At 48.4% G+C, this 19,446-nt stretch carries 18 protein-coding genes; 11 read left to right on the forward strand and 7 right to left on the reverse strand.

Features of this window, described 5'->3' with window-relative positions; all coding sequences use genetic code 11:
* Position 1 precedes the first annotated feature (1 nt).
* Together CLC91_RS00295 and CLC91_RS00300 are read left to right on the forward strand one after the other, a co-directional pair.
* On the forward strand, positions 2-1,348 hold the full coding sequence (locus CLC91_RS00295) for an MATE family efflux transporter (protein ID WP_095496961.1): 1,347 nt from the start codon (positions 2-4) through the stop codon (positions 1,346-1,348).
* A 74-nt stretch (positions 1,349-1,422) separates the two neighbouring features.
* Positions 1,423-2,283, forward strand: a complete 861-nt coding sequence (locus CLC91_RS00300; RefSeq protein ID WP_233132546.1) for a methylated-DNA--[protein]-cysteine S-methyltransferase — start codon at positions 1,423-1,425, stop codon at positions 2,281-2,283.
* 15 nt (positions 2,284-2,298) lie between these two features.
* On the opposite strand, the gene nfuA is transcribed toward CLC91_RS00300, so the two are convergent.
* Positions 2,299-2,877 carry a Fe-S biogenesis protein NfuA gene (gene nfuA / locus CLC91_RS00305; RefSeq protein ID WP_095496963.1) on the reverse strand — a complete coding sequence of 193 codons (579 nt, stop codon included), beginning with the start codon at positions 2,875-2,877 and terminating at the stop codon, positions 2,299-2,301.
* Between the two features lie 241 nt (positions 2,878-3,118).
* Between nfuA and CLC91_RS00310 the strand changes: the two genes are divergently transcribed.
* Positions 3,119-5,632 (forward strand): M14 family zinc carboxypeptidase, encoded by a 2,514-nt coding sequence (locus tag CLC91_RS00310; protein ID WP_095496964.1) that lies wholly within the window; start codon positions 3,119-3,121, stop codon positions 5,630-5,632.
* Here CLC91_RS00310 and CLC91_RS00315 read toward each other — a convergent pair.
* Entirely contained in the window at positions 5,606-6,388 is a 783-nt protein-coding gene (locus tag CLC91_RS00315) for a ComF family protein (protein ID WP_125828461.1), read from the reverse strand. The two genes, CLC91_RS00310 and CLC91_RS00315, sit on opposite strands and share 27 nt — an antisense overlap.
* On the opposite strand from CLC91_RS00315, the gene bioH reads away from it, so the two are divergent.
* Positions 6,387-7,190, forward strand: coding sequence for a pimeloyl-ACP methyl ester esterase BioH (gene bioH / locus CLC91_RS00320; RefSeq protein ID WP_095496966.1), 804 nt, complete (start codon positions 6,387-6,389; stop codon positions 7,188-7,190). The two genes, CLC91_RS00315 and bioH, sit on opposite strands and share 2 nt — an antisense overlap.
* On the opposite strand, the gene CLC91_RS00325 is transcribed toward bioH, so the two are convergent.
* A complete protein-coding gene (locus CLC91_RS00325; RefSeq protein ID WP_095496967.1) occupies positions 7,174-9,489 on the reverse strand; it encodes a Tex family protein in 2,316 nt (771 codons plus the stop codon). The genes bioH and CLC91_RS00325 overlap by 17 nt on opposite strands.
* 150 nt (positions 9,490-9,639) lie before the next feature.
* On the opposite strand from CLC91_RS00325, the gene greB reads away from it, so the two are divergent.
* The 7 genes from greB to CLC91_RS00360 all read left to right on the forward strand — a co-directional run bounded on the left by greB (position 9,640) and on the right by CLC91_RS00360 (position 15,776).
* Positions 9,640-10,128, forward strand: a complete 489-nt coding sequence (greB, locus tag CLC91_RS00330; protein WP_095496968.1) for a transcription elongation factor GreB — start codon at positions 9,640-9,642, stop codon at positions 10,126-10,128.
* 116 nt (positions 10,129-10,244) lie between these two features.
* Positions 10,245-10,967, forward strand: coding sequence for an osmolarity response regulator transcription factor OmpR (ompR, locus tag CLC91_RS00335; RefSeq protein ID WP_095496969.1), 723 nt, complete (start codon positions 10,245-10,247; stop codon positions 10,965-10,967).
* Positions 10,968-10,976: 9 nt separating this feature from the next.
* Positions 10,977-12,296: a two-component system sensor histidine kinase EnvZ gene (envZ, locus tag CLC91_RS00340; protein WP_095496970.1), complete on the forward strand. Its 1,320-nt coding sequence runs from the start codon at positions 10,977-10,979 to the stop codon at positions 12,294-12,296.
* Positions 12,297-12,350: 54 nt separating this feature from the next.
* Positions 12,351-13,088 (forward strand): Yip1 family protein, encoded by a 738-nt coding sequence (locus CLC91_RS00345; RefSeq protein WP_158220662.1) that lies wholly within the window; start codon positions 12,351-12,353, stop codon positions 13,086-13,088.
* Between the two features lie 105 nt (positions 13,089-13,193).
* Positions 13,194-14,045, forward strand: a complete 852-nt coding sequence (locus CLC91_RS00350; protein WP_095496972.1) for a 23S rRNA (adenine(2030)-N(6))-methyltransferase RlmJ — start codon at positions 13,194-13,196, stop codon at positions 14,043-14,045.
* A 136-nt stretch (positions 14,046-14,181) separates the two neighbouring features.
* A complete protein-coding gene (locus CLC91_RS00355; RefSeq protein ID WP_095496973.1) occupies positions 14,182-15,495 on the forward strand; it encodes a sugar MFS transporter in 1,314 nt (437 codons plus the stop codon).
* Complete coding sequence (locus tag CLC91_RS00360; protein ID WP_095496974.1) at positions 15,495-15,776, forward strand: GIY-YIG nuclease family protein; 282 nt, start codon at positions 15,495-15,497, stop codon at positions 15,774-15,776. The genes CLC91_RS00355 and CLC91_RS00360 overlap by 1 nt, the downstream gene beginning before the upstream one ends.
* Positions 15,777-15,781: 5 nt before the next feature.
* Here the strand turns inward: CLC91_RS00360 and CLC91_RS00365 are convergent, their stop codons facing one another.
* The 4 genes from CLC91_RS00365 to hslR all read right to left on the reverse strand — a co-directional run bounded on the left by CLC91_RS00365 (position 15,782) and on the right by hslR (position 19,355).
* Complete coding sequence (locus CLC91_RS00365) at positions 15,782-16,258, reverse strand: hypothetical protein (RefSeq protein ID WP_095496975.1); 477 nt, start codon at positions 16,256-16,258, stop codon at positions 15,782-15,784.
* A gap of 138 nt (positions 16,259-16,396) precedes the next feature.
* Positions 16,397-17,941, reverse strand: a complete 1,545-nt coding sequence (locus CLC91_RS00370; RefSeq protein ID WP_095496976.1) for a phosphoenolpyruvate carboxykinase — start codon at positions 17,939-17,941, stop codon at positions 16,397-16,399.
* Between the two features lie 138 nt (positions 17,942-18,079).
* Positions 18,080-18,940 (reverse strand): Hsp33 family molecular chaperone HslO, encoded by an 861-nt coding sequence (gene hslO, locus CLC91_RS00375; protein ID WP_095496977.1) that lies wholly within the window; start codon positions 18,938-18,940, stop codon positions 18,080-18,082.
* A gap of 16 nt (positions 18,941-18,956) precedes the next feature.
* Positions 18,957-19,355 (reverse strand): ribosome-associated heat shock protein Hsp15, encoded by a 399-nt coding sequence (hslR, locus tag CLC91_RS00380; protein WP_095496978.1) that lies wholly within the window; start codon positions 19,353-19,355, stop codon positions 18,957-18,959.
* Positions 19,356-19,446: the final 91 nt, after the last annotated feature.

Raw genomic sequence — 19,446 nt, forward strand, 5'->3', positions numbered from 1 at the left:
TATGTCCATTGCCCAACATAAAGCCGTATTAGTGTTGGCGCTTCCTATGATTCTTTCCAACGTCACGTCGCCGTTGTTAGGGCTGGTGGATACCGCGGTTATTGGTCATATGGATGAGCCTTATTATTTGGGCGGTGTTGCCGTAGGCTCTATGATTATAACCCTAATTTTCTGGTTAATGGGATTTTTACGCATGGCCACCACAGGGATGGTGGCTCAAGCCTTTGGTCGAGAGCAGGTTAATGCCCAAGCTAAGCTGTTGATTCAGGGGCTGTGTATTGCGTTAGCCATTAGCCTGTTGATTCTCGTCTTGCAACATCCCATTAAATCGTTGGCGCTATGGTTAGCCGGTGCATCGGCCGAAGTCAGTGCCCAAGCACAATCCTATTATTCGGTCCGTATTTGGGCCACGCCAATGGCCTTGACCAATTTAGTGCTTATGGGGTGGCTGTTAGGTCGACAACAAGCAAAGTTGGCGATGGTGGCGGTCATTGTGACCAACTGCGTCAATTTATCCTTGGATTTATGGTTTGTTATTGGGCTGGGCTGGGGTGTGCAGGGCGTTGCGTGGGCTTCCTTACTGGCAGAAAGCTGCAGCATGGTGCTGTTATTAGTGTTCGCCAATAGGCAGCTGACGAGCATGGGCTTAAGTGTTGTGGTTGCCCTAAAACGTCACTTAGCGATTAATGGTCTGGGGGCGCTGTTGGCGCTCAAGCGTGATATCTTTATTCGCAGTGCCTGCCTGCAAGCCGTGTTTTCCTTTATCACTTTTCAAGGCGCTCGATTGGGTGATATTCCTTTAGCAGCTAACGCCATCTTGCTTAATTTCCTAATGCTCATTAGTTATGCGCTGGATGGTTTCGCATACTCAGCAGAAGCACAAGTAGGGCAGGCCTATGGCCAAAATAAGCCTGAGCGACTTCACTTTTTAGTCAAGCTCAATCTTTTGTGGGGAGCGTTTAGCGGTTTATGTTTTAGCTTAGCGTTCTTACTGTTCGGTGAGCACCTTATTGCATTAATGACCGGCATTGCCGAGGTCCAAGAATACGCCAAAGAGTACCTAATGTGGGTCATTGCGTTACCCTTGTTGAGTTTTCTGTGCTACTTGATGGACGGTGTTTATATTGGTGCTGCGAAAGGCGCGGTTATGCGCAATTCCATGATGGTTTCGGCCTTAGCCGTCTTTTTTCCGATGTGGTGGATATTGCATTCTTTTGGGCTGACCAACACCGCTTTATGGGCGGCGCTTTCCGCGTTCATGGTGGCAAGAGGGTTAACCTTATCCGGTCATTATTCTTGGAGCATTGCCCGGCGCAGGTTTATCAACAATGCCGCGCAATCAATTTGAAGAGCGTCGTTGTAAGTGCATAAGCGCAAGATTCGGGTGGTTTGCTTGGTTTCACTTAAGGTAAGCTGAGGCTATTGTTTCACTATGTTTTTCTATTAACCATGACCAATCCTGCTCCCATGCATCGCCATTATCAGATAGTGGCTGAGGCCATTCGATACATTGAAGGGCATTTGACCTCGCAACCCAAACTGGCTGAAATAGCGGCAGCGGTTAATTTAAGTGAACACCATTTTCAACGCGTGTTTAGAGAGTGGGCCGGTGTCTCTCCAAAACAGTTCCTGCAGTATTTAACCAAAGAAAGGGCGTTGGTGGCGCTTAAACAGCAGTGCAGCGTTGAGCAAACCAGCTTGCAGCTAGGCTTATCGAGCAGCAGCCGATTGCACGATTTGCTGGTGACCACAGAAGCGCTCACGCCTGGAGAAGTCAAGGCCGGGGGCAAAGGCGTTACCATTGAATATGGGCAAGCGGATACTGTGTTTGGTAAGGCCACGTTGGCGTGGTGTGCTCGCGGTTTGTGTTACCTTGCGTTTGAACAAAACTTAACCACGCAACACATACAGCAGCAATGGCCAAATGCACAGTTGCTTGGTGATAACGACATGGCGCAAGATTGGGCTAATCGAATTTTTTCCGAACAACCGAGCTCAATAAAGCTGCTGCTAAAAGGCAGTCCTTTCCAATTGCAGATTTGGCAGGCATTGTTACGCATTAAGCCGGGCGATTTGGTCTCTTACGGACATCTGGCGCAACTGGCGGGTAACGCCAAAGCTAGTCGAGCGGTAGGAAGCGCTATGGCTTCGAACAGCATCGCTTATTTAATACCGTGTCATCGAGTCATTAGAGCCAATGGCGAACTTGGACAGTATCGCTGGGGGGTTGAACGAAAACGGCTGATGCAGGCTTGGGAAGCCTGTCATCAGCCGGTCCAATAAGACGCTTAAACAGGCTTATTGGTAAGAGTGGTCACCATGCTCGTGCTCGGTGGCATCGCGCACACCGGTAATCTCGCCGGCAAAACGCTCTAGTAGTTGGGTTTCAATGCCGTCTTTTAAGGTTACATCAACCATTGAGCAACCGTTACAACCGCCACCGAATTGAATGACGGCCACGCCGTCGTCGGTCAGCTCAGTCAACACAATGTGGCCGCCATGGCTGGCCAATTGCGGGTTAATTTCAGCTTGAATCACGTAATCGAGACGTTCTAATAAAGGCGCGTCATCGGCCACTTTGCGCATTTTTGCGTTGGGCGCCTTCAGGGTTAATTGAGACCCAAGTTGGTCAGCCACATAGTCGATTTCGGCATCCTCTAAAAACGGTGCGCTTTTCTCATCCACCATGGCCTTAAAGCCAGTAAACTCCAATTGAATATCATCTGCTTCTACTGCGTCCGGTGGGCAATAGGAAACGCCACACTCTGCGGTAGCAGTACCGGGATTGATAACAAACACTCGAATGTGAGTGCCTTCAGGTTGATCAGCCAACAGCTTGGCAAAATGGCCTTGGGCCGATTCGGAAATAGCGATCATTACAACAGCTCCAATAGCAGTATCTGAGTAAATTAGTCTGATTTGGCTTAATCATACTCCTACAATTCGAGAAGCGGTAGTGTTAATCGAAAAACACCCACAGCAATTGCGAGCTAAAACACATTCAGCAACAACATCAGCGTGGCAGGGGGGCTGATAAAGTGTTAAGTTGCTCACAGAAACTGATGGGCTATCGGTTTTTTAACGGAAAAAATTATAACAACAAGGCGATGTAAACCTCATGAAAATCAGAAGCATGCTAGCACTTCTGTGCTGTTTTTTTGTTCCGGTGGCAATAGCAAATCCAGTGTTGCCGGACGTCGAGTATCAGCAACAAGTTACCCACCCTACTGACTACCTTGGATACCCAGTGGGCGAGTGGCACCTGCGTCACGACCAGCTGAACGGTTACATTCAACTATTGGCTCAACAAAGCAACCGGGTTGCGCTGCTTGAAAGCGGCCACAGTTTTGAAATGCGCCAACAACGAAGCCTAGCGATTGGCTCGCCTGAAAATATTGCCAATATCGATAAACTCATGCAGCAACGTGCAGACGTCCGTAAGGGCAACCAGCAGTCTGGTCCTACGGTTGTTTGGTTGGCCTATTCCATTCATGGCAATGAGGCGAGCGGCGCTCATGTCGGTATGCTCATGAGTTACTATTTAGCCGCCAGTAACGAACAGTGGGTTAATAAACTGCTTCAAGATACGGTGGTGCTTATCACGCCGAGCCAAAACCCCGACGGCATGGATCGCTTTGCTAACTGGGCCAATGCTCATAAGGGTGAAAACATTGTGGTGGATCATCACCATCGTGAACATAAAGAACCTTGGCCTTCAGGGCGTGTGAATCATTACATGCAAGACCTTAACCGAGATTGGTTATTCCTACGTCACCCCGAGTCTCAAGGCCGAGTTAAATTATTTCAGCAATGGTTACCGCACGTCGTCGGTGACTTTCATGAAATGGGGCATAACTCCACCTACTTCTTTCAGCCGGGTGTTCCGAGTCGAACCAATCCACTGACGCCGGCAATGAACCAAAAGTTAACCGCTGACATTGCTCAGTTCCATCAGCGCGCGTTAGACGGCGTTCGTCAGGCTTACTTCAGCCGTGAACGATTTGATGACTTCTTTTATGGGAAAGGTTCTACCTATCCTGATATTAACGGGTCGGTGGGTATCTTGTTCGAGCAAGCCTCTGCCCGAGGCCATGCACAAAACTCAGATAATGGCGTACTCACATTACAACGCGCCATTCGAAATCAATGGCTTACGTCCATTTCCACCATTCAAGCGACACAAGCCTTATCTTCACAATTAAAGGACTATCAATCTAAGTTCTACAAAGAAGCATTAGCCAGTGGCGATAGCCGCGGCTATTTGATTGAAGCTAAGGGCGATGACTATCGTCGAGATGAGTTGGCCCGCATATTAAAGCAGCACAATGTTGAGTTTAAATACCTCAAGGAAACGGTCACCCATAAAGGCGTGCAATACACTCCGCAAGGCGCGCTGTACTTACCGCATCAACAAGCGCAAGCGCCTCTGCTGCACAGCCTATTCGATAGCCGAACCGAGTTCGCCGAAAACGTTTTCTACGACATATCCAGTTGGCACATTGGTCGTGCTTTTGACATGGATCTTGGTGAAGACGTTAACGTTTCAAGCAAAAAGTTGACCGATACCGCACCCAGTTTGCAACTGGTACTGGATGATACGGCTAATTTTTGGCTGTTCGATTATCGTCACGGCAAAGCGCCAGCCCTCGCGCAGGCTTTGGTAAATCGCGGCGTTATCGTTAAGTTCGCCAATAAACCGGTGACCCTAAAGCAAGCAGGTAATACCGTGTCTTTGGGCGCTGGCTTCTTACTTGTGCCAACCGACCAACCACAGTTTTCGCCAGAACAATTAGTGGAGCTGGGGCAACCTTGGGTGAATCGATATCAACTTGAACCCATCGCCATCAGCAGTGGTGCAGCGGCCAGTGGTTCGGACTTAGGCAGCCCTGAGTATCGTCCTATAAAACCGGTAAGCTTAGCCTTACTAGGTGGCGCAGGGGTTAATCAGTTGAGCTTTGGTCAAGCTTGGTATTATTTAGACAGAACCATGGATTTGCCAACCACGATTATGGACAAGCACCGGGTAACCAGCCAGGTGCTAAAGCAATACAGCCATCTTGTTCTTACCGATGGTCGTTACAACGATTTAACGCCTGCTCAGGTTGGCCATATTAAAGAGTTTGTAAGAAACGGAGGCATTCTAATCGCGCTGCAAGGCGCTTCTGCGTGGGCTGCACAACAAGGCTTGGTGAGCGTAACGGTGAGTCAGCGCAAAGATTTTGCGCCCTTGTTTGATAGCAGCGGTCTAGGTTACGCCGATCGCAGTGCCTTTAATGCCAAAAAAGCAGTGGGCGGTGCTATTTTGCAGTTAAATACGGACAACACACACCCACTGATGTTTGGTACCCAAGGCGATAATTTGGCGGTTATGAAGAATCGAGCCATTACCTTTTCCGCACCCAAACAGCCGTTTTTAAGTGTCGCCAGCTACGCCAAATCCCCGTTGTTAAGCGGCTACTTGGCTAAGGAATATCAACAGGCCTTTGCTGAGCAAAATGCACTAATGATTGAGAACTACGGCGCTGGCAAGGTGGTCATCGCTGCCGACAATTTAGTATTTCGAAACATCTGGCTGGGTACAGAGAAAATCTTAGCCAACAGCGTACTATTCGCACCGGGAATGTTCCTGTAACGCGCTTTTAGTTTGGGTTCTCGCCAGCACCCAGACTTGACACTCTACCGCATATGGCTTAAGTAGATTTGCCAATGCTTGGCTGGTAGCGCCAGTGGTATACACATCGTCGATAATGGCGATGTGTTTTAGAGTTGGGGACTCCTTTAGCTCAAACACCTGCCGTAAATTGTTGAGCCGTTGTTGGCGATTTAATCCTTGTTGGGGCGTTTTTGAGCGGGCGACAAATAGCTCGATAACCGGAATGCCGCAATGTCTTGAAAGCTCATGGGCGATAACCTCTGCCTGATTAAAGCCACGTGTTAAGCGGCTGGTAAGCGCCTGAGGAACCGGTACGATGGCCTGAACCGGCTCAATAAGGCCATTGTTCCAAAGCACGTTAAGTCGCAACAACAGCAATTTCGCCAACGGCGCTACCCAAACCAGTTGACCACCGTGTTTCAGTTGGTTAATGCCTTTGCCGGCATGACAGGCATAATAACAGGCAGCCACAACCATCAGTTGTTCCGTTTGTCGGCAAGTATGACAGCGTATTGGTGGTTGAATGGGTAGGGCACCATCGCAACCAAGGCAAGCCCGCCATGGGCCAGCATACTGGCTAAAACAATAGTCACACCAAGCATCTTCATTATTGGTCAGCCAGTGCTGGCACAGCAAACAACGCTTCGGTAAACTGGCTAGCAATCTTGTTATGCAATAGCCAACACGAGTTGTCCAAGCGCGTGCTGTCACCCCAAAAGAAGTTAACAATCTCATGAGTTTAAGCTTAGCCAATAGCGATTACGGTCTGCCATCATACCAAGGGACTAATTTAAGTGAATTTCCTTTGGTGTGTGTTCACGGTTGGGGTATGAATCCCAGTGTGTTTAGTGAGTTAGAACGCCATGCTGAGCAGAATAAGCAAAGATTTATTACCATAGCGCTACCCGGGCATGGCGCAAGCCCGCTAGTAAATATTGACTATGAGGCCTGGGTTGATCACATTGCCGCTCAGATACCGCAACAAAGTATTTTGCTGGGGTGGTCATTAGGGGGCATGTTGGCAATGGCCATCGCGCTTAAATACCCAAACAAGCTGGCTGGATTAATCAGCGTTGCGGCATCGCCCAAGTTTGTAGCAGACGATGCTTGGCCGGGCACTAAGGCCAATGTGTTAGCCACTTTTCAGCAGCAGTTGCAGCAAAATCCAAAGCTTACCCAAGAGCGCTTCTTAGCGTTACAAGCTATGGGCAGCCCAGACGCAAGGCAAGACATCAAGCGTTTAAAGCAGTTAGTTTTATCCCAGCCAGAGCCGCACCCTAAAGCGCTGGAGTTTGGTTTAACACTGCTGGAGCAGTTGGATCTGCGTGAGGCACTGGCGCACATCAATATGCCTTGGCTGAGAGTATGGGGCAAGCTTGATGGGCTAACGCCCATCGCGCAAAAAGAGCGATTGCAGCACCTGAGTGGTCAAGACTGGGTGATTGCTAAGGCCAGCCATGCCCCTTTTATTTCCCACCCTCAGACGTTTTATCAAGGCCTGCGTCAGTGGATGAACGGGGCTACTTCTTCGCCTTAGCAAATGCCTCGGCGAACGCATTGCCCATGGCGGCGTTGGTGGCTGGTGCCGGTTTACTGCGAGGCGACGCAGCGCGCCGAGCAGGCTTACCTTTGGCGCTGGCTTTGTTGGACTTAGGTTTAGCGGGGGCGGCTTTTTCATCTAAGCGCATGGTTAAACTCACTCGCTTTCGAGCCACGTCCACATCCAACACTTTCACTTTTACAAAGTCGCCGGTTTTAACCACTTTATGCGGGTCATCCACGTAGTCGTTTGCCAGCGATGAAATGTGTACCAAGCCATCTTGATGAACACCCACATCAACAAAAGCACCAAAGTTGGTGACGTTGGTGATGACGCCCTGCAAAATCATTTCCGGTTTCAGATCCGTTAAGCTTTCGACGCCTTCCTTAAAGTTGGCGGTTTTAAACTCGCCGCGGGGATCTCGCCCAGGTTTTGTGAGTTCCGTAATGATGTCGGTGACCGTAGGTAAACCAAATTGCGAATCGATAAAGTCTTGAGGGGACAGTTTGCTGAGCAAGTCGCTGCGGCCAATTAAATCGGCACTGGCGAGCTCATTGGCCTTGGCAATACGCTCGACCACCGGATAGGCCTCAGGGTGAACCGCCGACATATCCAGCGGGTTGTCGCCATTGATGATGCGCATGAAACCGGCACATTGCTGGTAAGCTTTAGGCCCTAAACGAGGTACCTTTAACAGTTGTTTGCGTTCGCTAAAAGGTCCAAATTCATCGCGATGAGCGACGATGTTTTGAGCAATCGCTTTGCTAAGACCGGCAACGCGAGCCAGTAACGCGGCGGAGGCGGTATTCACGTCAACACCCACGGCATTTACGCAATCTTCCACCACATCATCCAGACTTTGAGCTAACTGGCTTTGGCTAACATCGTGTTGATATTGGCCTACACCAATGGCCTTCGGCTCAATTTTTACCAGCTCGGCAAGCGGATCTTGTAAACGTCTTGCAATGGACATAGCCCCCCGAATGGTGACGTCCAGATCCGGCAATTCTAGAGAGGCAAACTCCGATGCTGAATAAACCGAGGCACCAGCCTCGGAAACCATGATTTTCTTAGGCTTAGGGGATTCCATATCGGCGAGCATTTCGGCTACCAGCTTGTCGGTTTCCCTTGAGCCGGTGCCATTGCCAATAGCGATCAGCTCCACCTTATGCATTTTAACCAAATTGGCTAAGGTGCGGCGCGACTTATCCCAGGCATTTTGGGGCGGGTGAGGGTAAATGACACTGTGGGTCAAGTATTTACCGGTAGCGTCCACCACAGCAATTTTAACGCCGGTCCTAAGGCCTGGATCTAAGCCAATAGTGACCTTCGCGCCAGCCGCAGGTGCCATTAGCAAATCGCCCAAATTGCGAGCGAACACTTTAATGGCTTCTGTTTCCGAATTTTTGCGCAGCTGTGTGAGTAATTCGGTTTCTAAATGCGCCGCCACTTTCAGCTTCCAGCAAAGCTGAACGACTCGGTTTAGCCAAGCGTCGCCAGCTTGCCCAGCAAACCCCAAGCGCAAATGGTCATGGACAATTTGCTCGCCAGGATGGCGGCTATCGCCGTCGCTAGGGGGTATTTCCAACCCCAATGACAGCACGCCTTCGTTACGCCCTCGCAGCATGGCTAAAACACGATGACTGGGCGCTTTGGCAAGGGCTTCGCTGTGGTCAAAATAATCTCGATATTTAGCCCCTGTTTTTTCTTGTCCTTTCACAACTTGGGCTTTGAGTTGAGCGTTTTTCTGCAAAAAGCTCCGCACTTTTTGCAACAGCTGAGCGTCTTCGGCGAAGCGTTCTATTAATATAAAACTGGCACCATCTAGGGCCGCTTGAGCGTCATTGATTCCGGCTTCTGGGTTTAAGTAGGCTTGAGCTTTTTCTAGCGGCTGCTGATCGCGGTGGATCAACAAACTATCGGCTAACGGCTCAAGCCCTGCTTCGATGGCCATTTGCCCTTTGGTTCGGCGTTTGGGCTTATAAGGTAAATACAAGTCTTCCAACAGGCTCTTTGAGTCACAGCTATTAATGGCATTGGCGAGTTTATCGGTGAGTTTTCCCTGGGCGTCGATGCTGGCCAAAATCACTTTGCGGCGCTCGTTTAATTCGGTCAAATAATTAAGACGACTGGCTAATTGGCGTAATTGAGTATCGTCTAAGCCACCGGTTTTTTCTTTGCGATAGCGAGCGATAAAGGGAATGGTTGCGCCGCTGTCAATGAGCTCAATGCAGGCTTGAACTTGAGTCGGGGCAATGGCCAATTCAGAGGCGATTAGTTGACTGATGGTCGACATATAGTTTTTGCTTCCAATCGTGCTTGTAATAGTGCGAGGCTCAACACATTAGCATAATTGCGCCACGGTCACATACAATCGAGCCCACGCTTTTTCCAGTTGCTCAATTATTGTTAGTATAGGTTTTTTAGCAGAACTGAGGATTGCGACTTGGCCACCAATCTCATCACACCCGAAGGCTTCGAAAAACTTAAAAAAGAGCTCGATTACTTGTGGCTTGAGTACCGCCCTGAAATTACTAAGAAAGTTACCTGGGCAGCCAGCCTTGGTGATCGCAGTGAAAACGCTGACTATAAAGAGAACAAGCGATTATTGAGGCAAATCGACAGCCGAGTTCGTTTTTTACGAAAGCGTATTGAACATTTAAAAGTAGTGGCGCCCTCGGCTCAGCAATTGGGTAAAGTATTTTTTGGTGCTCAGGTTGAAATCGAAGATGAACAAGGCAACACGCTGGAGTTTCGAATTGTGGGGCCGGATGAAATTTATGGCCAAAAAGAGGCCATATCCATTGATTCGCCCATGGCTAGGGCTCTGCTTAAGAAATCAGTAGACGATGAAGCTGTGGTGGCGACACCAAACGGTGACAAAGTTTGGTACGTTAATCGTATCAATTACCCAGGCTTTGAAACGCCAACATGAAACGCTTGTTAACACTTTTTTCTAAGAAAACTTATTTTTTAAAGCGTCTTATCAGTCATTTAGTTAAACACTAGTGTAGACTCGTCATATAAACGTTGCCGCTAAGGAAATTGCTCATGGGACAAGAGACTTCGAAAATCTTAGTTGTGGATGATGACATGCGACTTAGAGCGCTGCTAGAGCGCTACTTGGTTGAGCAAGGTTATCAAGTACGAGCCGCCGCTAATGCCGAGCAAATGGACCGCCTTTTAGAGCGTGAAAATTTTCACTTAATGGTATTGGACCTCATGCTTCCAGGCGAGGACGGCCTGTCTATCTGTCGTCGTTTAAGACAAAAAGACGATCAATTACCCATCGTTATGCTTACCGCTAAAGGCGATGAGGTGGATCGCATTATTGGTTTAGAGCTGGGTGCCGATGACTACTTACCCAAGCCTTTTAATCCCAGAGAGCTCTTAGCTCGCATAAAAGCGGTATTGCGACGACAAAGCGTCGATGCGCCCGGTGCGCCATCGCAGCAAGAAGAGTTGGTGAGCTTCGGAGAGTTCAATTTAAACCTTGCCACTCGAGAAATGATGAAAGGGGATCAGCCTATTGCTCTAACCAGTGGTGAGTTTGCGGTGTTAAAAGTGCTGGTTTCCCATCCTCGTGAGCCCATGTCTCGAGACAAACTGATGAACTTAGCTCGCGGTCGTGATTACTCGGCATTGGAACGCTCCATCGATGTGCAAGTTTCAAGATTAAGACGCTTAATTGAAGTCGATGCAACCAACCCGCGTTATATCCAAACGGTATGGGGACTCGGCTACGTTTTCATTCCTGATGGCGCCAGCCGCTAGTTCGCTGGTATGCTGCGAAAATTACTGCCTAGAAGCGCTTTTGGCCAATTGGCATTGCTAATTGGAAGCGTGTTATTGATCAACCAGCTGGTGAGTTATGTAACCGTGGCGGTATACGTGATTAAGCCCACCACTCTGCAGCTTAACGAGTTAATGGGCCGGCAAATTAATCAATTGTTTGTTGATGGTCTAGAGTTTGCGCCGGATAGACCGACGGTAGTGGAAGCGCTCAGAGCTAAAACTCGGGACGATGAATTACAAATTTATACCCTGCAACAAGCGCGAGATTTAGGGGTTGAACAAGCGACTTATTACGGTTTTTTATCCGATCAAATGTCCATTCAATTAGGTGGTGAGGCCGATGTTCGCATTACCTCAGGGGTGCAATATTGGGTGTGGGTTCGACCACCACAAGCACCCAGTATTTGGATTCGGATTCCGCTGCCTGGTATGTCCGATTCGAACATCTCTCCACTTACCTTGTACTTGTTAGTCATTGGGGTTTTGAGTGTCGCTGGGGGCTGGTTGTTTGCTCGCCAACAATCTCGGCCGTTGCGTCGCTTACAAAAAGCCGCCATGGACGTGTCCCGAGGTAACTATCCCAACCCTTTGCCGCTTCAAGGCAGCGCCGAAGTGGAAGAGGTGACCAAAGCCTTTAATAAAATGTCATCGAGCATGAAGCAGTTAGAGCAAGACAGAGCCTTGCTGATGGCGGGTATTAGCCACGATTTACGCACGCCGCTCACACGAATTCGTCTGGCCAGTGAAATGATGAGTGAGCAAGATGAGTATTTGCAACAAGGTATCGCCCATGATATTGAAGATATGGACGAAATCATCAACCAGTTTATCGCCTTTATTCGTACCGATCATCACGACAACTTGGTGCAGTGCACCTTAGCCGAGTTAACTCGAGAAATTGCCAAAGCCGAGGCTCATCGCATCGAAGAATTAGAGCTAACGATTGACTCAGAGCAGCCGGTACTGGCGAACCCGGTTGCCATCAAACGCGTTATTGCGAATCTGGTTGAAAACGCGCATCGCTACGGCAAGGGTTGGATAGCCATTCGAGTATGGGACGATGGCGATTTCAGCTTTGTGCAAATCAGCGATAACGGTCCTGGCATTGATTCAAATAAACTCGAAGAGCTGTTTCAGCCCTTTACTCAAGGTGATACCGCCCGCGGCAGCGTAGGCTCTGGGTTGGGATTAGCCATTGTAAGACGCATTGTCGTTTCGCACGGCGGGCATGTGTCGTTAACCAATCGACAGGAGGGAGGACTTAGCGCAACGGTACGCTTGCCTTTTTCCCGAACCACTAGCAATTAGATGAAAAATTGTACAAACTTAAGTCAGTGATTTTTACTATTGGCAAGGATGACCATGAAAGACGAACAATCAAAGCTCGACCTAAACCCACAAAGTGAATCGTCAGAAATGACCAATGCGCAAGATTCAAGCCTTGCCCAAGATCAAGAACAGACCCACGAGCAGACTCAAGAACAGTTACGCCATCCGCTCACGGAAATTTGGTTCTACCCACGAGAGGCGTATCGAGCGCTCGCACAACACCCGCTGCCTAAACTTAACTTGACCATCGCTGCACTAGCTGGGGTCGTACAAGTATTGGCCAGCGGTTTTATGCAGGAAGATGGCCAATTTAATAGCATTATGGTGCTGTTGTTTTCCGCGCTCGTAGGGGGCAGTATCGGCGGTATTATCGGCGTTTATCTGTCGTCGTTCTTGTTCAAGTTCACCGGTAAGTTGTTAGGCGGTTCCGCCAGTTATGCACGTTTGCGGGATGTGTTTAGTTGGTCGAGTTTACCTTCGCTGATCAATCTGCCGTTCTTGTTGCTGTTTTTGGTCATCATGGGCAATGGCTATTTCGACCCTAAGTACTTTGAAACTCATCCAGGCTTGATTGTTACTCTATTAGTTGCCGCTTGGGGATTGGTCAGCCTAGTGGTGAGCATCTGGGGGCTTATTCTCATGGTGGTGGGCATTTCAGAAGTGCAGAACTTTAGCATCTGGAGAGCCATCGCCAACTTTGTCTTATCGGTGCTTATTATTGTGGTGCCGATAGTGATCATTGCATTCGCAGTGGGTTCAGCGGGGCTCTAACACGTTTATTAAGCCCAAAAAGGCGCCAGTTCGGCGTCTTTTTTGTCAGCAAAAACAGCTGGAAATGTGCTACTCTGAGCACAAATTTTCCAAGGATTTGTGCTCGTGCTCAGTTATCGTCACAGTTTTCATGCCGGCAATCATGCCGACGTCTTAAAACACGCCACTTTGTCTTTGCTGTTGGAGAAGTTTAAGCAAAAGGCCAAGCCTTTCTGCTATCTAGACTCCCATTCCGGTGGCGGACTTTATGATTTGCACGATGAGACTGCCCAAAAAACGGGTGAATACATACACGGCATTCAAAAGCTGTATCAACACCGCCAGGATTACCCTGAGCTAACAGGCTATTTTGAGGCCATTGCCCATCACAACAGTGACGACCAACTGCGGTATTATCCGGGCTCACCAGAAATCGCTCGACTGCTTCTTCGCGACCACGATAGTCTGCAGCTTATGGAGTTGCATAACACTGAAATTGAGAACTTACGCAACAACCTAGGTGGGGATGAACGAGTAGGCATTCACCATCGCAATGGTTTTGAAGGTTTGCCGGGCATCTTACCTTTACCGGTTAAGCGAGGCTTGGCGTTAATCGACCCATCTTATGAGCTTAAACAAGATTATGCGGCGGTGGTTAAATCCGTCAAACAATCCATTAAACGCTGGAATACTGGGGTCTATGCCGTCTGGTATCCGATGTTGGCAGCAGAGCGAGATCACAGCCAATGGCTGTTATCGCAATTAGAAGCGCTCGCGCCTAAAAACCTGCTGGTAGCAGAACTTAGTGTTGAGCCACAAGCACAAGACTTTGGCATGCATGGCTCCGGGATGGCCATTATTAACGCGCCCTATCAACTGGATACTCAGTTGCAGGCCCTGCTGAGTAAGCTGCATCAGCACTTGGATCCACAACAAAATGGCGAGCAAAGCGTACGTTGGATAGTGCAGCCGGGCTAGCCGATTAAGCGAAAAAGAAGTTGGCAATTGAACAAAAAGTGACGTAAGTTATACGAAATGACACCGCTGTCATTTGTGCTTTTTATGAACAAGTGCGACAGTGTTTACAACAAAAATAACGGAAAAGACTCTGATTATGGATGCTGCAATCGACAAAACATCTCCGCAAAAAAGTCAGCTGATACCAATGAGCATCATTGGTGCGCTGTTTTTTATTTTCGGCTTCGTTACTTGGTTGAACGGTTCACTGATTCCCTTTTTGGAAATCGTTTGCGAACTCAATCAAATGGAAGCTTATTTGGTCACCATGGCTTTCTACATTGCCTACACAGTGATGGCCTTACCCATGTCGGCCATATTAAAACGCACGGGTTACAAGAATGGCATGATGCTTGGCCTGATTATTATTGCGGTGGGCTCTTTGCTGTTTATTCCTGCAGCGCAATCCCGTAACTATGGCGTTTTCTTGTTTGCATTGTTCGTCATGGGCTCAGGCCTCACCATTTTGCAAACGGCGTCGAACCCTTACATTGTTCATTTAGGACCTAAAGAGAGTGCGGCGGTTCGTATTAGCATCATGGGCCTGTTGAACAAAGGAGCCGGCATTGTTGCTCCGATTTTATTCACGGCACTCATGTTATCGGGAATGGACCAGTTCTCAGAAGAAAAAATGGCGCTGCTTGATAGCCTAGCTAAAGAGCAAGCATTGTCAGACCTGTCGAATCGCTTAGTTGAACCTTATCTCTACATGGCCGGTGTGCTTATGGTGTTGGCTGCAGCAATTAAGTTTTCACCGTTACCGGAGCTTGAGCTGGACGATGAGGGTCAAGTGGGCGACAACCGCGGCATTTTGCAGTATCCACAGCTCATTCTAGGGGCCATCACCTTATTTCTATACGTTGGTGTGGAAGTCATCGCTGGTGATACCATCGGTGTTTATGGGCGTCAATCGGGCGTCAGTCATTTTGGTATGTTGACCAGTTATACCATGGCCTTTATGGTCTTAGGCTACATTATTGGTACCTTGACAATTCCTCGTTTTATCAAACAAGAAACGGCGCTACTAGGCTCAGCGGTGGCTGGAATTTTATTCAGTGCTGGTATTATGTTCAGCGCCGCTGACTCCAGTTCAATTGCCGATGCAACCATTGCTTTAGTAGGCATCCCAACCATCCCCAATACGGTTCTGTTTTTAGCACTACTTGGCTTTGCTAATGCCTTGGTATGGCCAGCGGTTTGGCCGTTGGCGCTGGACGGTTTAGGTAAGCACACCAGTACAGGCGCCGCCTTACTTATTATGGGGATTTCAGGGGGAGCGATATTGCCATTTATCTATGGCTGGTTGGCGGAAAGCAGCGGTAATTCGCAGTTGTCTTACGCTATTTTGCTGCCTTGTTACTTGTTCATATTGTATTACGCGGTTAAGGGACACAAACTGCGCAGTTGGTAATGAGTGAATATTACCTTTATCTGATTCGCCGCAATGATGGGGCGCTTTATACCGGTATTACGACCGATGTAAAGCGCCGTTTTAACGAGCATTGCCATACACCGTTGGCGGCAAAAGCTTTGAAAGGCCGAGGTCCGTTACGCCTAGAATTCAGTCAAGCCGTGGGCGATCGCTCGCGAGCCTCTAAGTTAGAGTATCAAGTTAAAAAGCTTTCCAAAAAACAAAAGCTCGCGCTGATTAGCGGAGCTTTATCCTTGTCTTCACTGCTCTCAAGCGAGTAACCGCACTATCGAGTTTGACAGCTTTGATCCTGCGGTTGGGTTGGCCATAAACATAGAGCGACTAAGGTGTTGGCATTATCTTGGTCCATGTAAAGCGTTGCATAATGGTTGCCTTTGCGAGCTTGGATAGTGCCTTCGCTGTAGTTTCCAAAGCCATTGGTTTCAGATTGCAAAATGTACCAGCCGTTATTTGTCAACTCTTGAGTCAAACCAAACTGAGTCACGAGAAACGGGTCTGAGACCACGTAGTGCATGGCTAAGCCATGTTCGTGAATAGCTATCGCGGGTTGACTGGACAACTCATTAGCAAGCTCAAACAATTCCGGATGAGATAATTCACTGGCGTAGTTAGTGGCGGCCGGTTTGACTCTAGCTTCTGCTTGACCAAAGCTGAGGCTAGGCATGACCAATGCTGACCACAAAGAAAATAAGGCCGCGATAACGACAGTGGTTACTAACGATTCGACAGTTAATGATTTCATGGCTTACACATCCCCTTGACTTGTTAACTGATAAGTTACAAGCCACTAACAATGATGACTGTAACTTTTAACGCGGAGAATGTGTGATAAGGATCATTGAGGGTAACCCGAGGCAAAAAGCCTCGGGATATTAGAGGGTTATTTTAGTTGAGGGCCCGCATCAATGATGGACTGAGCAACCTCGTATTGACTGAAGTTGTCGACAAACTGCTTGGCCAATCGGTTCGCGGCTTGTTGATAGGCATCAGAGTCTTGCCAGGTGTTTTGAGGAATTAATAATTGACTATCAACGCCTTCAACCTGAGTTGGAACCTCAAGATTTAGCACCGGCAAGTGTTCGGTAGCACCGCCTTTTAAAGAACCATTAACGATGGCATCAATAATGGCTCGGGTGGTGGGAATATCGAAGCGACGACCAACCCCGTAAGGGCCGCCGGTCCAGCCAGTGTTTACTAAATACACTTGAGTGTCGAATGCTTCAATTCGTTCCATTAGCAGTTGTGCGTACACCGACGCCGGTCGTGGAAAGAAGGGTGCACCAAAGCAGGTTGAAAAAGTGGACTCAATAGCCGCATTCGAGCCCATTTCGGTGGAGCCCACTTTTGCGGTATAACCGGACAAAAAGTGATAGGCTGCTTGTTCCTTGTTCAGCAATGACACCGGCGGTAACACCCCAGATACATCGCAGGTTAAAAACACTACAGCGTGGGGCTCTTGTCCCTTGTTTTGCTCAACTCGCTTACCAATGTGAGACAACGGGTATCCGGCTCGAGAATTCTCCGTCAAGCTGGTGTCGTGGTAATCAGGAACACGATGTCCATCGAGCACCACATTTTCAAGTACGGCTCCAAACTTAATGGCATCCCAAATGACCGGTTCGTTTTTCTGGCTAAGGTCAATGCATTTGGCGTAACAACCGCCTTCAATATTGAACACTTCGCCATTGCCCCAACCGTGTTCGTCATCACCTATTAAGAAGCGCTTCGGATCCGCCGAAAGGGTTGTCTTTCCGGTACCCGATAGCCCGAAAAATAGCACGGTATCACCGCTTTCACCTACGTTGGCGCTGCAGTGCATGGGCAATACGTTTTTGTCGGGAAGCAAAAAGTTTTGCACTGAAAACATCGCTTTTTTCATTTCCCCTGCGTAACGCATGCCAGCAAGTAATACTTTCTTTTCGGCAAAGTTGATGATCACCACACCATCGCTGTGGGTGCCATCTTGCTCTGGTTGGCACTTGAAGCTAGGAGCATTCATTATCTGCCAAATGGGCTTGTCGGAGGGGTTGTAGGAGTCTGGTCGTATGAACAAGTTATTGGCAAACAAATGATGCCAAGCCAGCTCTGTGGTCACGCGCAATGGCAAATAATGCTCATTGGAGGCACCCACATGCAATTGCGATTGATAACGGTTACGGCGTGATAAATACTCGGACACCTTTTGCCAAAGTGCCTCGAATTTATCCTGAGAAAATGGTCGGTTCACCTTGCCCCAGTCAATTTGACTCTCGGTACTTGATTCGGCAACGATGAAGCGGTCTTTCGGGGAACGTCCGGTACGCTCGCCAGTATAGGCAACCAGTGCTCCGTTATTCGCTAAGTGCCCCTCGTTATTTTGTAGGGCATGCTCGATGAGTTCTGCGCGACTTAAGTCGTGCAAAATGCGCGATTGAGTATCCACCATTTAAGGTCTCCTCGTGGATAGTTAATACGAGCCAGTTGACTGGCTTCTGTGTTATTTATGATTGTTATATCGGAGAACAAGTGCCTTAGCTTGCTCTCCTGTCTTCCAGCGCTCGCTTGTCTCTATTTTGAGATCTTTTTAATGCTGATGGTTATCGCTCAAGTTGCCATCGAAAAGCGCTGCGACATCAATTGAGTCAAACTCATACTTGCTTCCACAATAATCGCAGTCTAAAGATATGTGGCCCATATCGGCGACAATGCTTTCAACTTCTGCACGATCAATAGTGAGAATCGCGGACGCACTTCGTTCGCGAGAGCAGCGGCATTTAAAATTGACGTCTGTTGGATCAAATACTCGAACTTTCTCTTGATGATACAAGCGGTGCAAAACTTCTTGTGCGTCGAGAGAAAAGAGCTCATCCGACTTTATAGTATGGGTGAGTTGTTGCAAATGATCGAATTCTGCCAAATCCGCGTCTTCTCCAGGCAGTACTTGCAACAGCATACCCGCAGCATTATTGCCGTCGGCGAAGAGCCAAATTTTGGTTGGTAATTGCTCGGAGCGTTCAAAGTAACCCTCCAAACAGGCGCTGATGGTGTCCTTGTCCAAGGCCACAACGCCCTGATAGCGCTCACCTTTGTCAGGGGTGATGGTAATTACCATGTGGCCTTTGCCTATTAAGTCCACTAAACTCGCATCATCGTCGATGTGGCCCTGATGGTGAGCCACCCCGCGCATATTTAGATTTTGGTCACCGTTTACGACTGCCAGCGATACCGGACCATCGCCTTGCAATTGCACTGCAATGTCTCCTTCAAATTTGATGGTGGCCGCTAGCAGGCTGGTTGCCGCGAGCAGTTCACCCATAAGTTGTTGCAGCGCCTTCGGGTAGTCGTGTCCTTGCAACATGCGTTGGTAGCTTTGCTGAAGCTGCACTAATTGGCCTCTAACGTCAGCTTCCTCAAATAAGTAGCGATTTAATTTATCTTGGCTCATGCTGTTCTCGAATTCTTTAATCGGTAGATTTAAAACGAATTATTTGCCGACGCTGTTTTTTGTCCGGCTTAGTTCGTGGTTGTGGATTGTTGCTCGCCAATAATTTTCGATTGGCCGCGTTCACTTCTCTTTTGCTAATACTTTCTTCAGTTTCATGATAAACAGTTGCGGCAATGCTGGCATTAACGCGCTTATCGATCAGTTTATCGACTACAATTACTTTTTCATCGAACCCTTGTCTGAGTGTAATAGTGGCGTCACATTCTACCGGTCGGCTAGGCTTACAACGCTGGCCATTGTAGTGGACTTTACCGCCGCTGATCATCTCTTGGGCTAGACTTCGTGTTTTGTATAATCGAGCAGACCACAACCATTTGTCGAGACGAACTTTGAGTTGCTTATCAGAATCGGACAAAACTTACCTTTTACGTGTGAAAATACTGGCTTGGCTCACATTGTACAAAACGCAGTGCCGTTAGCATATAGCGCTTTGGTCAATATGGATG

This window comes from Paraferrimonas haliotis, assembly GCF_002282895.1.
Lineage (GTDB): Bacteria > Pseudomonadota > Gammaproteobacteria > Enterobacterales > Shewanellaceae > Paraferrimonas > Paraferrimonas haliotis.

Excerpts from the sequence above, each read along its gene's own strand:
- CLC91_RS00295 (WP_095496961.1), top strand. The coding sequence starts at position 2 with ATGTCCATTGCCCAACATAAAGCCGTATTAGTGTTGGCGCTTCCTATG.
- CLC91_RS00355 (WP_095496973.1), top strand. The coding sequence starts at position 14,182 with ATGGATGCTGCAATCGACAAAACATCTCCGCAAAAAAGTCAGCTGATA.
- CLC91_RS00365 (WP_095496975.1), bottom strand. The coding sequence starts at position 16,258 with ATGAAATCATTAACTGTCGAATCGTTAGTAACCACTGTCGTTATCGCG.
- CLC91_RS00370 (WP_095496976.1), bottom strand. The coding sequence starts at position 17,941 with ATGGTGGATACTCAATCGCGCATTTTGCACGACTTAAGTCGCGCAGAA.
- CLC91_RS00315 (WP_125828461.1), bottom strand. The coding sequence starts at position 6,388 with ATGAGATTGTTAACTTCTTTTGGGGTGACAGCACGCGCTTGGACAACT.
- CLC91_RS00360 (WP_095496974.1), top strand. The coding sequence starts at position 15,495 with ATGAGTGAATATTACCTTTATCTGATTCGCCGCAATGATGGGGCGCTT.
- bioH (WP_095496966.1), top strand. The coding sequence starts at position 6,387 with ATGAGTTTAAGCTTAGCCAATAGCGATTACGGTCTGCCATCATACCAA.
- hslO (WP_095496977.1), bottom strand. The coding sequence starts at position 18,940 with ATGAGCCAAGATAAATTAAATCGCTACTTATTTGAGGAAGCTGACGTT.
- CLC91_RS00325 (WP_095496967.1), bottom strand. The coding sequence starts at position 9,489 with ATGTCGACCATCAGTCAACTAATCGCCTCTGAATTGGCCATTGCCCCG.
- ompR (WP_095496969.1), top strand. The coding sequence starts at position 10,245 with ATGGGACAAGAGACTTCGAAAATCTTAGTTGTGGATGATGACATGCGA.
- CLC91_RS00310 (WP_095496964.1), top strand. The coding sequence starts at position 3,119 with ATGAAAATCAGAAGCATGCTAGCACTTCTGTGCTGTTTTTTTGTTCCG.
- nfuA (WP_095496963.1), bottom strand. The coding sequence starts at position 2,877 with ATGATCGCTATTTCCGAATCGGCCCAAGGCCATTTTGCCAAGCTGTTG.
- CLC91_RS00345 (WP_158220662.1), top strand. The coding sequence starts at position 12,351 with ATGAAAGACGAACAATCAAAGCTCGACCTAAACCCACAAAGTGAATCG.
- envZ (WP_095496970.1), top strand. The coding sequence starts at position 10,977 with ATGCTGCGAAAATTACTGCCTAGAAGCGCTTTTGGCCAATTGGCATTG.